The organism is Abyssisolibacter sp. ZYX002 (assembly GCF_056892235.1).
Map to the genome: position 1 here is coordinate 1,265,080 of NZ_JARMXH010000001.1, position 12,896 is coordinate 1,277,975.

Genomic DNA, 12,896 nt, shown 5'->3' on the forward strand with positions numbered 1-12,896 from the left:
TTATACAAGAGCTATAAGAATCAAAAGTTTATTGAAATAAGATGTAAACTACAGTGTAAAATAAATGGTGTAAACTTCTAAAATGATAATAAAAATATCAAATAGGAGGGTACACCATTTATGAGTTTAATAGACAAAAAAACAGTAAGAAAATTAATGAAAGAAGGAAAGCTAACCAACATAACAAATATACAAGAGCTATTAAAAGAACAGTTTAAAGACCTAATAGAAGAAATGCTAGAAGCAGAAATAGAAGATGAATTAGGATATAGTAAATATGACTATAAAAATAAAAATACAGAAAATACAAGAAACAGTAAACGCTCAAAAAAAGTTAGGTCAATCCACGGAGAACTACAAATAGATGTACCGCGAGATAGAACAGGAGAATTTGAGCCACAAATAGTAAAAAAATAACTTGTATGGGATAGAAATATCACCGACAATGATATCAAGCATAACAGATAAAATAATGCCAGTAATAAAAAGATGGCAAAACAGACCATTAGATACAACCTATGCACATGTAGTAATGGATGCAATACACTACAAAGTAAGAACAGATGCACCCTTTTTTATTAATTATTTTACATTAATTTTATATTTTTCTATATAAAAAAACAAAGAAATATCTCCATTTCTTTGTTTAGATTGATGACTAAGTCATCAAGATAGCAAACTGTAGTAAATGTCCAATTTCAAGGCGTATTAAAATTGAGTAGCAGAGCTTACTTAGAGGTAAGTGAGCAACGGAAATTTTAACACGGGCGCAGATATTTGGCTTTTGTCTATAGTTTGAACACATAGGAATATCTATATTCCTTTATTTTATCTCTCAAACTCATATTCTTCATGTACCTCTATTTCATCTTCATCATTTACTATAAATCCAGCGCAAGTAATTGCATTTCCAAAATCTAGAGCTTTTCTTAACCTATACTGTTGTTTTTTTCTTACTATATTTATAGCTTCTTCTTTTGAAAACCACTTAACATCACTGCTTTCTACACTTGTAGTTAGTTCTCCTGATATGTACTTACATATAAAATCTATAGTAACTATTGTAGGTACTACTTCTACGCCGCCATAACCTTTTTTCTTCTTCGTATTAGAATAGATTCCTACCATATTAACGACTTCTACATCTACTCCTGTCTCTTCTTTTATTTCTCTTTTTACGCCTTGTATAACAGTTTCTCCCACTTCTACTATCCCACCTGGATATTCCCAGCCTTTACGTGGATTATTTACAAGTAATATCTTACCTTCATCATTCATTACTAATCCCCCTGCTCCTACTATATGCGTTGGTAAAATCATTGTTATTTCCCCCTTTGATTTATTTGTATCCTTTCGTATATAAATAAAATACAAGAGCCTAGTAGATAACATAGAATGTCTTTTTTATCAAAGGTTGATCCTATTGCAATCCTAAGAACTCTGTTGTTTTGCAAATTTAAATGTTTCACTATTTGAAAATACTGCAGTAGTTCTACTGTACTAGCAAATAAAAATATATATAATGGTAATAACTTAGTTCTAACACTGACAAACGCTTTTACAAAACAATATATTAATATTACTACTAATATATCACCTACAAACGGTCTGATTATACCATCATGTACATACACAGCTATTAATACTTCTACTATAAAAAATATTATAAATATAATGAAGTATCTTTTATTTAATTTAATCATATAACCCCTTCATTTGTTTAGTTTTTATGCATATATTGGCTACTCTTCTATCCTTTCAGACTTTTCTTTACCAATGATTTTTAGTAATTTAGTTGCTTTTTCTTCGGCTTCTTTCTCCAATGTCAAAATCTCTTTTAAAATCTTTGCTTGCTCTAAGCGGAGATTTCCAGTCCAAACTTTAGCAATGTTTTTACCAATTTTTTTCTCTCTAGGCAACTTTTTTAACATTGTATTAGCTTTATTATATATGCTTTTGTATACGTTAGCAATATTAATAATATCATCAAAATAATTGTCAAATAGTTTTGATGACTCTCTAATATACAAATAGGCACATCTTCGTGCATCGACTAATGATTTTATACAATGGCAATGGACATCAAAGTTTCTAGAGAATTGTTCGTAATCATTCTTTATTAGATTTATAAAATGATTACTATTTTCTAAAGCATTTATCCATTTTTTATAAGCATCATATCCTTGTAGATATCCGCATCTATTATCTTTACTATTATTACTGTCAATCATTGTTTTTAATGAATTTATAAAGTTCTCTTTATCAGATGGAGTTTTTATTTTCTCCTCAAAGTGGGTTATTATAAATGGCCAATTATCAGCTGGTAAGTATCTATCTTGTTCCAAAAACTTTTCTCCTATAACATCTTTGTCAAAATAAGTTCTGCACAATAACTTTTTTCCTTTCTGTTCATAACCCGTTATAACTCCCCATTGTGGCGCTACTTTTAAATTAATCGCTAACACCGGCAAGCCTTTGTCAATATCTTTAACTATGCAACTTCTTTCTTCATCTCTATGTTCTTTTGGCACTCTCTGTGCATGAGCATGTCTATATCCAAATGCTTTATATCCTGGCGTAGCATAGTCATATGAAACTAATGCATCTGCCCAGCTATAATCCCATACTGAATGACATGCTACTCTATAACATGCTCCAGAAACACCCATTATTTTCTCGTATGTGGTATCTATTCCCATTGCTCTCAATGATACCGTCAAGGCTCCTGCCCATGTACAATACATCCTTCTTTCATAATCTAATGGCTCTATTCCCTTTATGATTTTCTTGTTCTCTGATACTTTATTTAGATTTTTCATATCTGATGAATATTCAATAGTCTGATTTTCTTCACAAACTATTATCTGTATGCCTTCTTCGTTCATATAGATTATAGATAAATATTCTCTGTCAGATGTCGATGGATTACTTGGAAATGTTTCATGATTCACATAGATCTTTGTATAATTCAAGAATTTAAGCTGCTTTATTATATCGTTAACATTACTCATAGCTTCTTTGTTTCCATAATAAGCATCTATTATCTTTAGATTCCTTTTTTCAATATTTAAGCCTTCTTGTTCTTCTTTAATATGAATATGGCTTCCTTGCTTACTATATGCATAATATACACCAGTAGCATTCTTGTATTTTATTAATAAATACCATACTCTATCATTATCTACTTTTAATATCATTTCACTACACACAGTTAATGAAAGATTTCCATCTTGCACTAATCTATTTAATCTTTGTGTTACATTTAATTCTCTATAACCATCTGTATATTTTGCCTCTAAAATTTGTAATCTTGATGGTATCAAAATAGTATCTATAGTACAATCCAATGTTTTTGCAAGTAATGGTAATAATGAAACTTCTGGTAGTGAGTGTCCATTCTCCCATTTACTTATAGCTTGACAACTAATTCCTAACTTGTCTGCAAGCTTTTCTTGGGTGTATTTTTTCTCTTTACGTAATAGTGCAATCTGTTTGCCAACTTCCCCTGTATTAAACATTATATTACCTCCTTATATTATTATACTATAATGTTACCATCCTGTATTGCTGAGAACTATGTATCAATAGTTAAGCTTACTACTCAAATTTTAACTATTGGTTAAATCTTTGAATATATAAAAGACTATATATGTTTATTCTTGTTTTTGTAATTTTAAAATTGTGTCTGTGAGTTTGGTTTATCATTTCTTTTAATTAGTTGTTTTTCTACTTCAGTAAGTATTGAATTTTTTGACTAAGCAAATAAAAAAGATGATTCTAAGCAATTTGAACCATCTTTTTTTATTTGTATTTACTTACATTATACCTTAGTTACCAGCATCCACACTCCTAAGCTACCTATTATTAATCCCCATATTATAAAAAACACTACCGTACCATTTTCACCAAACATCTTTTTAAAACCTTGTATTTTTTTCATTTCCCATATTGATGTAGGTTTTTTTATGCTTACAAATAATATGAAAACAGAATAAATAATAAATACTAATCCTAATAACGCCCAACCATTCATTGTATCACTCCTCTATATATTTTATTTTTCTAACCCTTTTCTTATTTTTGGCATAAACAATAAAAATACCGCTAGTGTTATACCCAATACTATAGATGTATAAGTTAATATTTGTGGCCATGTTGCTGTTTTTGATAGTATTGCATCATTTCCTTTAAATGTCCAGTAAAAAGGAATCCAGTAAACTACTCTTTGCCATTTATCACTTAATAGCTGTATTGCTGCTATCGCCCCTGCCATTGGTAAAAACATCATTTTTATTCCTGCAATAGCTTCCATAACATCGTCACTGCTTATCCCTTGTAAAAATCCGATTATAACACTTATGAGAGTACAGCTAAAAACAGCCAATATGGATTGAGGAAAATTCACATCTGTAAATCCAGTCAATATTATTAGCAAAATCGATCCTATTACAGCTAACAATACACCTATAATACACTTTCCAAGTATATATGCTATTCTTGATATTGGACTTACTATTATTGCACTAATAGTATTATCAGCCTTTTCTTCTACTAGATTTATTGTAATCAACATTCCTCCTAATACAGATATCATTAATATTGAGCAGTTGACTAACATTTTTTTGAGAGGAGGAACTGTTCTCTCAAAGCTGTGCAATGTTACATTAGTATCTTCAACTTTTAAATCTAATTCGTAAAAGGATTTTAGTAATTTTGCCATTTCAACTACATACGTAGGTTCGTTTCCTTGAGATAAAATATAATATTCTCCATTATCTTTTAAAGCTATGCCTATCACAGCATCTCTCCTATTAACTCTTTTTTCAATCTCATCTGTATTTTTGTATAATTCTATATTTGCATAATCTTTTAGGTAATCAATTTGTTTATTATCGTTTTCAAGTAATGCTAAACTTATGGTTGTATCGTTTATATCAGGTGCAAATAGATTTATACCTATTGCCAATATTATCGGAAAGAGTATGATATATAGTGATATAAATTCTCTAGAATTAACCTTAACATCACGCTTAAATATCTGAAATATCTTTTTTAACATACTAGTCACCTCCTGCTAAACTGATAGTATTTTTTTATATCTTAAGTTTGCAATTATAAACACTACTATACCTATAGCTACCACTCGTAATGATGATAATGCTACATAGCTCATATCTCCATTTTGCAAAATAATCTCTTTAATACTCTGTATTATTTGATATGATGGTATATAACTAAGCCACTGTGGATTCCATGAAGGTATATAGTATCCAATAACTGGTAACACAAAAGTAATTAAAACTACGACTATAGTACCCATTGACTCAATTACGTCTTTGAAAAAACTAGCTATTAATAATCCTATTGATGAAGAGAAGAAACCCGTTGCCACTAATAGTACTATTAGCATAAGGTAGTTTGGTGTACTTCCCATCAATGGAATTAGTATTATTAAGCTACTCACTATACCTGTAATAGTTATAATCCCTGTTTTACTAAGCAAATATTGATATATTGGGCAAGGTGATACTGCAAATGCCCTTATAGTGCCTTCCTTCTTATCTAAAAACACATAGGCTGCTATAATAAAGATTCCCATCAGCCCGCAATTTATCGCAAGCATTGGAGGTAAAGAATTTTCTCTATCTGACAATTTATCATAGTTTCCTGTTGTAACTACCTCTTGATTTTTTATACTTTGCTCAAGTGAGTCTACACTACTTTTAGCATGAACCAATTTATATATATTTTTTAATCTGTCTGTCTCATATCCTTGCAAAAAATAATCATATATCATCTCTTTTTTCTCATTCAGTTTCATTACTATGCCTAATTTTTTCTTATCCTTCGCTATATCTATTAAATCCTGTTTATTAGTATTAACAATATAATACTTCTTGTTGTCTGTTTTGTAGTAAGAAACTGATACTTCTCTGTCTTCTATATCCATGTTTATTTCTTCACTTTTATGGTCTAAGTCCTGTTTTAACATATCGCTTTTTATTGTATCGACTAATTCTTTAGGTAAGTCATAATATATATACTCTGTGCTCCTATTATCAAAGCTATCTGGTACTACAAATAGCATTATCAATAATAGTACAATCGCCATTCCTATTTCAATATAAAAATAAAAACTTCTAGAAGCTAATACTATCTCTTTAATAAAGCTACTCAAAAATTTCATATTATACAAGCTCCCTTCCAGTAACTTTTATAAATATCTCTTCTAACGTCGCCTCCTTAGTATGCATTGTTTCTATTTCATAGTTTTCTATTACTGATTGTAACCTTAATTTTTCTTCGTTTAACACTGTTGAAAATTTTTCTTTAATCACTACATTGTTTTTAATGTATTCAACCTCTACAAGCTTATCTCCATATTGCAATTTTAAATTCCTTGGTGAATCTATCAGCTTTATTTCTCCATCTATTATAAATGCTACTCTATCGCATAATTCATCTGCAATAAACATGTTGTGTGTAGTTAGAAATATAGTTACTCCTTTTCTATTTTCCTTTCTTATTATATCCTTTATATTGGATGCAATAGCTGGATCTAACCCAGTCGTAGGTTCATCTAAAAACCATAACTCTGGATTATTTATCATAGATCTTGCAAATGTCAATCTATGTTTCATGCCTTTTGAAAATTGGCCTGCTTTAATATTTTCTTTTCCATCTAGACCTACTAACTCTAATAGCTCTCTAGGCTTTCTAGTCGGTACATCAAATAATTTACTATAAAATTTTAGATTTTCTCTAGCTGTAAGCTTACTATAAACATTTGATTGCTCAAATGACATGCCTATTTTATTGAACATCTTATTGGATACTTTTTTCATATCATATCCTGCTACTGATACTTCTCCCTTCTGTAGCTGTAAAAGACCAGTTAGCACTCCCTGTGTAGTTGATTTCCCTGCTCCTGAAGGCCCCAGAAAACCAAACACTTCTCCTTTTTCAACCTCAAAACTTGCATTATTGACTTGATATTTACCATCTTTATTATAAGAGTGATACAAATTTTTAACCTTTATCATTTTAACCCCTCCTTTATAAATCTTGACCACTCGGGTCAATCTATATATTACATTATATGTTCATTGACCACTTTAGTCAATGTTTTTCTTGTTTTATTTTATTTGGTATCATTACTTTATATTACATTTAATCTGATATAATTTTATAAAAAGGTAAATATACGTCACAAACCATGTTGTTTAATCGTTATATATATGTAAGCTTTGATATCAAATCATTCATTAGGCGTCTAATACTATATAAAGGAGTGTGGTAAATATTGGACAGACAAGAACTAGAGTATATTATTGATGAATATCAACATAAACTTTATAGATATTGTTATCAAATGGTAAGATGCAAGGAAACTGCCGAAGATATTGTTCAAGAAGTGTTTATAAAATATTATCAGCTTTCTAAAAACAAAAAAGAATATAATAAAAGCTACCTATATAGCATAGCTCATAGCAAATGTATCGACCTCCTCCGTAGGAAAAAGCTTGAGAAATTGAACATTGTTAAATTTCATAAGAAAACATATGAACCATCAGTCGAAGATAATATGATGGAAGATATATGTAGTCAAGAAATAGAAATGATTTTGTGCAATCTTTCTCCTTATGAAAAGAGTGTCCTGCTTTTAAGAGCAGTTCAAGAGCTAAGCTATAAAGAAATTAGCGAAATACTTGATAAAAATGAAAACACTATTCGTAAACAATATAACCGTGTTCAAATAAAGGTCAGAAATAAATTATTAAAAGGAGATGTTCAAAGTGAAAAAACATTATACGTTTGATGATATAATAAATGATTTGAAAAATGAAAGTGTACCATATCAAGATCAAAAAAGCAAAATATTAAATAAAGTATCAATACGCAAGCGACCTTCTCACTTAATGAAAAGAGTAGCTTTAGTTGCGGCTGTATCATCTACTATACTACTAGCATCAGTTGCTATCGCTACTGATTTCTTTGGTACTATAAAAGCACAGTTGCATGATAAAGAAGGTAAAACTATAGTTCAAGTAAGCACCGCAAAAGACCTTAGCGATAAAAGACCTCCTTTTATAATCAAAAGTTTAGATAAAGCTCAAGAAGAGGTTGAGGCCAAACTACCTAAAGATAGAGTTGCAATAATTTACTCTTGCAAAGGTGAATTTAACCAAAACTATAGTAGACTTGCAAACTCTCATGATAAACATTACAAATTTGATGAAATTCCAGATATTGATATCCCAATACCTGATGGTTTATTATCTGAAATACTCTATGACAATTTTAAGTTTAAAAGTGTATCTATAAACTATGATTTTGAACACTCTGAACTGTATGCTAATGACATGGGTCTAAATTCAGATCAATACTTAAAATATCTTTATGATGAAGCAAAAAATAAAAACCAAGACTATTTTTACGTAGATACTAAAAAAGCTGATACTGTACATAATATCAGTATCAGTTACCATAACAGCGATATTAATAAATGGAATCATGTTTATATAAAAAAAGGTCGTTCTTTTGTTTGTGAAGAACAAGATTCTTCTTATAAAAAATATGAGTATAATGGCCACGAGTATATCTTAGGAAATAATAACCTTTATACTTCATTTTACAAAAACAAACAACTATACACTGTAAATATATGGATATTTACTGATAAACCAAATGAGCAAACAAACAAATTTATGAAAGCTATAACTAAATTTTCAGAAGTTATTGCTAACGATGATTTCTTAAATCTACTTGATGCTCGCGATGAAGTTGAAGCTAAGTTACCTAAAGATAAAGTTGCTAAAGTTTACTGCTTTAAAGGTATGGACAAATTTGATCCTGAAAATTCTATCATGGCTAATACAGGTGATAAGTTCTTTGGTCTTGATAAACTACCAGATGTAGGTATACCTATTCCTACTGAGTTCTTAACAGATACTCTTTATAATAACTACAAGTTTAAAAATGCAACTATAACGTATTTACACGACTCTGAAAAAATATATGAAAATGATATGAATTTAGATAAAGATGCATACTTAGAATATCTATATAATGATGCTAAAGATAAAGGTCTTGACTACTTCTATTTAGAAACACCTCGTCTTGATATGATAGGACTTGTAAGGTTAAGTTTTTATGATAATGAAATAAATAAATGGACTCATCTAGGATTCCAAGAATGTGATAATCTCAGCTTTTTAGATGGTAGAGTTATAGAAGAATATGACTACAACGGTCATAAATATGTAATAGATGATGATTGGTTATTTACCATTTATAACAAGAACAATAAGAAATACCTTGCTTCACTATTAATGCTTGGTGATATGCCAAATAAACATACTGATAATATTATGAAAGTTATATCAAACTACTCTGATAAATAATTGTATTTAGTTTTATAAATTATACCTGATTTAATCCCTAAAGGAGATGTCTTTTTAAGACATCTCCTTAGATTGATGACAAAGTCATCAAGATAGCAGACTGTAGTAAGAGTTCAATTTCAAGGCGTGTTAAAATTGAGTAGCAGAGCTTACTTAGAGGTAAGTGAGCAACGGAAATTTTAACTACAACGTAGAAATTGGGCTTTTTTCTACAGTCTGACGGGATGTCTTTTTAAGACATCTCCTTAAATTGATGACAAAGTCATCAAGATAGCAGACTGTAGTAAGAGTTCAATTCGGGGGCGTGTTAAAATTGAGTAGCAGAGCTTACTTAGAGGTAAGTGAGCAACGTAAATTTTAACTACAACGTAGAAATTGGGCTTTTTTCTACAGTCTGACGGGATGTCTCTTTGAGACATCTCCTTTTATTTTTCCTTGCAGTCATATACATTAATCCCAAACCATTCACCTTCAATAGGTACATAATCATATTTACTTGGAAGCGCTACACTTTCATATGTCAACTCTTTAGTAACATTGTATTTTCCGTCTACCTGGTGAAGCTTAAAGCAATTTGTCTCTATAATATTATCTATCTTCCCATCAATACCATCATCTTGCAAATATTTATTAATTGTCTCTACTTTAGGATTGTCATCTTTTATAACCATTACTGCATTGATTAAACCTTCTTTTGATACACGTACTGCTTCTTCAACACCTTTTTTTGCTATTTCTCCCATATTGATAATGCCAAAAAATGATACGGATAAATCAAAACTATTCTCTTTAAATGGTAACCTAGCCGCATCACAGGCTATGTAGTTAACTTTTATTTTTGGATTTATTTTTTTGACTTTCAATCTATCATATTTTAAAACTTCATAGCTTAAATCTACACATACTAAACTTATTTCATCAGTAATATTTTTAGCTATATAGGTCAATAACATTCCTCTACCAGTTCCTATATCAATGATATTTTTTGCATTTTTACATTTTATCTTTTCTAATAAAACTTGTTTGGATATGTTATATCCCTCAAGCTGATTATCTGGCGTTGCCTCTTTAACCATTTTATCTAACTCGTCATAGTTAATGTTTTTATAATGTTCACTCCAATTATTAACTATTTCTTGTTCCTGTGATTCAAAATTAATTACACCATCTTTTATTATCCAAGTATGATTATCTTTACAGATTAATTTACCTTCTATAATCTCATCCTGTTCTTGCTCTAATATCTCTAGGCTTAGCTCACTTTTACATTTAGCGCAAACCAAATCCTCTAATATAGACTTATACATGCTATCCTCTCCTTGTCAGCTTTTTACGTTAATTATATCATATATTCACATATTCATTTATTTTAGTACATTTTAATTCTAATTTTAAAATAAATAAAGGAATATATGTATAAATGTAGAAGAGTATATTATAATATATATTTCATACATTAAAACAAAGGAGGGTGCTTTATGAATCTAAAAAAAATATTAATACTATCATTGGCTTTTTTATTAATCATAGGCTGTAGTAGCAATTGTTTAGCTTACACAAAGACTGTAGAAAGAACTTTTGATGGAGTTCATTGTAAACTTAGAGTCGTTGCTGTAAATAATACAGTTCATGTAGAAGCTATAGCAAGTGAAAGAATTGATTCTATATCTGTTAGAGCTGTAGGTGAATTTTTATTTGCTGATAAAGTTATTAAGTCTTCTACTCGTGATTATACACCTATGCATAGTGTAGGTTTTGATAGTCCACCTATAGTTGGATTAGTTCAAGCCACTGGTTATGCTAAATTTGTAGTTAACGGACGTACATATTCGTTGAATGCATTTGTTAAAGCAAGCTAACTTAACATATAATAGAGGTTGTTAGCTTTTAACAACCTCTTTATATTATAGTATTTTATGATATCTTAGCTGCATCACTAATTGAATTATTGATAACGTCTATTTCATCACTATAACACGAACAATCACATTTGTTTACTCTAAATATTTCAATATAACTTATCTTTTTATTTAGTCTCTTCATCAATTTTCTCCCTTCTTTGGTTTATTTTATTTATTATGTATATTTTACTATATTTAGTATATTTGTTCAAACATGTAAAAAGTACTAGAACATAATCTAATAATTATATCCTAGTACTTTTTTATATAAATCTACATAGCATTTTCAAATATCTTTATTATCTCTTCATGAGTTGCTTGTTTAGGGTTAGTTAGTCCACAAGCATCCTTTAGTGCATTCTCAGCTAAAGTTGGAATATCTTCTTTTTTAGCTCCTATTTCATTTAATCCTGCTGGAATTCCTATATCTTTTGATAATTTCTTTATTGCATTAATTGCTTCCTTTGCCCCTTGCTCATCTGATAGAGTACCTACCTTTACACCCATAGCCCCAGCAACATCTTTAAGTCTATTTGCTGCAACCTGACTATTATAGCTTTGTACGTGAGGTAAAAGAATTGCATTACACACACCATGTGGTAAATCATAAAATCCACCCAATTGATGCGCCATTGCATGTACATACCCTAAACTTGCATTGTTAAATGCCATCCCTGCTAAAAACTGACCATACGCCATATTACTACGAGCTTCTTCATCTTTACCATTTTCAACAACTTTTCTTAAATTATCAGCTATTAACTTGATAGCCCCTAATGCACAAGCATCTGTTACAGGAGTAGCAGCTGTAGATACATAAGCTTCAACTGCATGTGTTAATGCATCCATACCAGTAGCTGCTGTCAAAGCTTTTGGCATATCCACCATCAATGATGGATCATTTACAGATAAAATAGGAGTAACGTGCTTATCTACTATCGCCATTTTTACATGTCTTTCTTCATCTGTGATTATGCAGAATATAGTCATTTCACTAGCTGTACCAGCAGTTGTATTTATTGCAACCAAGGGCATCTGAGGTTTACTAGATTTATGAACTCCTTCATAGTCTTTAATACTCCCACCATTAGTTGAAACTAGTGCAATCCCCTTTGCACAGTCATGTGGTGATCCACCTCCAAAAGAAATCACAAAATCGCATCCCTCTGACTCTAGTAGTTTAACACCATCATGTACATTTGTAACAGTAGGATTTGGTTTTGTTTCATCAAATACCACGTAATCAATTCCTATTTCTTTTAGCTTAGTAGTTAATTTATTAACAAGCCCTATCTCATTCAAAACCTTATCTGTAACTATAAATGCTTTAGTAAAACCAAAGCTTTTAATCATATTACAAGAATCTCCTAAAGAATTTTTGTCCATAACGTTTATTGTAGGCATATAAAAAGTCGCACTCATCAAAACTCCTCCTCTAATTATGTTAAATTATGTTTTTTCACTTATTGTATTTACATGAATTAAATAAATATTGTATACTTAATAGTATCTAAGATTGTATACAAATCAATATATCAGATAAAAGACTTCATCATCTGAATTATTTATATTAATAATATCTTTTTTAGTA

The 12,896-nt window shown here is 29.9% G+C and carries 15 protein-coding genes; 5 read left to right on the forward strand and 10 right to left on the reverse strand.

Annotation, left to right across the window (positions count from 1 at the left end):
* Positions 1–120: 120 nt before the first annotated feature.
* Both P3X86_RS05745 and P3X86_RS05750 read left to right on the forward strand, forming a co-directional pair.
* Entirely contained in the window at positions 121–417 is a 297-nt protein-coding gene (locus tag P3X86_RS05745; protein ID WP_483291674.1) for a transposase, read from the forward strand.
* Between the two features lies 1 nt (position 418).
* Positions 419–616: a transposase gene (locus P3X86_RS05750; RefSeq protein ID WP_483291675.1), complete on the forward strand. Its 198-nt coding sequence runs from the start codon at positions 419–421 to the stop codon at positions 614–616.
* 212 nt (positions 617–828) lie between these two features.
* Here the strand turns inward: P3X86_RS05750 and P3X86_RS05755 are convergent, their stop codons facing one another.
* From P3X86_RS05755 to P3X86_RS05785, 7 genes are all read right to left on the reverse strand, one after another.
* Complete coding sequence (locus P3X86_RS05755; RefSeq protein ID WP_483291676.1) at positions 829–1,320, reverse strand: NUDIX hydrolase; 492 nt, start codon at positions 1,318–1,320, stop codon at positions 829–831.
* A gap of 2 nt (positions 1,321–1,322) precedes the next feature.
* A complete protein-coding gene (locus P3X86_RS05760) occupies positions 1,323–1,703 on the reverse strand; it encodes a ribosomal maturation YjgA family protein (protein WP_483291677.1) in 381 nt (126 codons plus the stop codon).
* 39 nt (positions 1,704–1,742) lie between these two features.
* The gene (locus tag P3X86_RS05765) at positions 1,743–3,518 is read right to left on the reverse strand and encodes a helix-turn-helix domain-containing protein (protein ID WP_483291678.1); all 1,776 of its coding nucleotides are present in this window, start codon (positions 3,516–3,518) and stop codon (positions 1,743–1,745) included.
* Between the two features lie 302 nt (positions 3,519–3,820).
* Entirely contained in the window at positions 3,821–4,033 is a 213-nt protein-coding gene (locus P3X86_RS05770) for a hypothetical protein (protein WP_483291679.1), read from the reverse strand.
* Positions 4,034–4,054: 21 nt separating this feature from the next.
* Complete coding sequence (locus P3X86_RS05775) at positions 4,055–5,059, reverse strand: ABC transporter permease (protein ID WP_483291680.1); 1,005 nt, start codon at positions 5,057–5,059, stop codon at positions 4,055–4,057.
* A gap of 15 nt (positions 5,060–5,074) precedes the next feature.
* On the reverse strand, positions 5,075–6,187 hold the full coding sequence (locus P3X86_RS05780) for an ABC transporter permease (protein ID WP_483291681.1): 1,113 nt from the start codon (positions 6,185–6,187) through the stop codon (positions 5,075–5,077).
* A 1-nt stretch (position 6,188) separates the two neighbouring features.
* Positions 6,189–7,043, reverse strand: coding sequence for an ABC transporter ATP-binding protein (locus P3X86_RS05785; protein WP_483291682.1), 855 nt, complete (start codon positions 7,041–7,043; stop codon positions 6,189–6,191).
* 260 nt (positions 7,044–7,303) lie between these two features.
* Between P3X86_RS05785 and P3X86_RS05790 the strand changes: the two genes are divergently transcribed.
* Both P3X86_RS05790 and P3X86_RS05795 read left to right on the forward strand, forming a co-directional pair.
* On the forward strand, positions 7,304–7,819 hold the full coding sequence (locus P3X86_RS05790; RefSeq protein WP_483291683.1) for an RNA polymerase sigma factor: 516 nt from the start codon (positions 7,304–7,306) through the stop codon (positions 7,817–7,819).
* Positions 7,797–9,404 (forward strand): hypothetical protein, encoded by a 1,608-nt coding sequence (locus tag P3X86_RS05795; RefSeq protein WP_483291684.1) that lies wholly within the window; start codon positions 7,797–7,799, stop codon positions 9,402–9,404. The genes P3X86_RS05790 and P3X86_RS05795 overlap by 23 nt, the downstream gene beginning before the upstream one ends.
* Positions 9,405–9,829: 425 nt before the next feature.
* On the opposite strand, the gene P3X86_RS05800 is transcribed toward P3X86_RS05795, so the two are convergent.
* Positions 9,830–10,711: a class I SAM-dependent methyltransferase gene (locus P3X86_RS05800; protein ID WP_483291685.1), complete on the reverse strand. Its 882-nt coding sequence runs from the start codon at positions 10,709–10,711 to the stop codon at positions 9,830–9,832.
* A 171-nt stretch (positions 10,712–10,882) separates the two neighbouring features.
* Here P3X86_RS05800 and P3X86_RS05805 point away from each other — a divergent pair, with 171 nt between their 5' ends.
* A complete protein-coding gene (locus P3X86_RS05805) occupies positions 10,883–11,263 on the forward strand; it encodes a hypothetical protein (protein ID WP_483291686.1) in 381 nt (126 codons plus the stop codon).
* 55 nt (positions 11,264–11,318) lie between these two features.
* Here P3X86_RS05805 and P3X86_RS05810 read toward each other — a convergent pair whose 3' ends face one another.
* A complete protein-coding gene (locus P3X86_RS05810) occupies positions 11,319–11,447 on the reverse strand; it encodes a hypothetical protein (RefSeq protein WP_483291687.1) in 129 nt (42 codons plus the stop codon).
* 131 nt (positions 11,448–11,578) lie between these two features.
* A complete protein-coding gene (yiaY, locus tag P3X86_RS05815) occupies positions 11,579–12,727 on the reverse strand; it encodes an L-threonine dehydrogenase (protein ID WP_483291688.1) in 1,149 nt (382 codons plus the stop codon).
* Between the last annotated feature and the right edge of the window lie 169 nt (positions 12,728–12,896).

Excerpts from the sequence above, each read along its gene's own strand:
- P3X86_RS05760 (WP_483291677.1), bottom strand. The coding sequence starts at position 1,703 with ATGATTAAATTAAATAAAAGATACTTCATTATATTTATAATATTTTTT.
- P3X86_RS05745 (WP_483291674.1), top strand. The coding sequence starts at position 121 with ATGAGTTTAATAGACAAAAAAACAGTAAGAAAATTAATGAAAGAAGGA.
- P3X86_RS05780 (WP_483291681.1), bottom strand. The coding sequence starts at position 6,187 with ATGAAATTTTTGAGTAGCTTTATTAAAGAGATAGTATTAGCTTCTAGA.
- P3X86_RS05765 (WP_483291678.1), bottom strand. The coding sequence starts at position 3,518 with ATGTTTAATACAGGGGAAGTTGGCAAACAGATTGCACTATTACGTAAA.
- P3X86_RS05785 (WP_483291682.1), bottom strand. The coding sequence starts at position 7,043 with ATGATAAAGGTTAAAAATTTGTATCACTCTTATAATAAAGATGGTAAA.
- P3X86_RS05770 (WP_483291679.1), bottom strand. The coding sequence starts at position 4,033 with ATGAATGGTTGGGCGTTATTAGGATTAGTATTTATTATTTATTCTGTT.
- P3X86_RS05775 (WP_483291680.1), bottom strand. The coding sequence starts at position 5,059 with ATGTTAAAAAAGATATTTCAGATATTTAAGCGTGATGTTAAGGTTAAT.
- P3X86_RS05800 (WP_483291685.1), bottom strand. The coding sequence starts at position 10,711 with ATGTATAAGTCTATATTAGAGGATTTGGTTTGCGCTAAATGTAAAAGT.
- yiaY (WP_483291688.1), bottom strand. The coding sequence starts at position 12,727 with ATGAGTGCGACTTTTTATATGCCTACAATAAACGTTATGGACAAAAAT.
- P3X86_RS05810 (WP_483291687.1), bottom strand. The coding sequence starts at position 11,447 with ATGAAGAGACTAAATAAAAAGATAAGTTATATTGAAATATTTAGAGTA.
- P3X86_RS05805 (WP_483291686.1), top strand. The coding sequence starts at position 10,883 with ATGAATCTAAAAAAAATATTAATACTATCATTGGCTTTTTTATTAATC.
- P3X86_RS05755 (WP_483291676.1), bottom strand. The coding sequence starts at position 1,320 with ATGATTTTACCAACGCATATAGTAGGAGCAGGGGGATTAGTAATGAAT.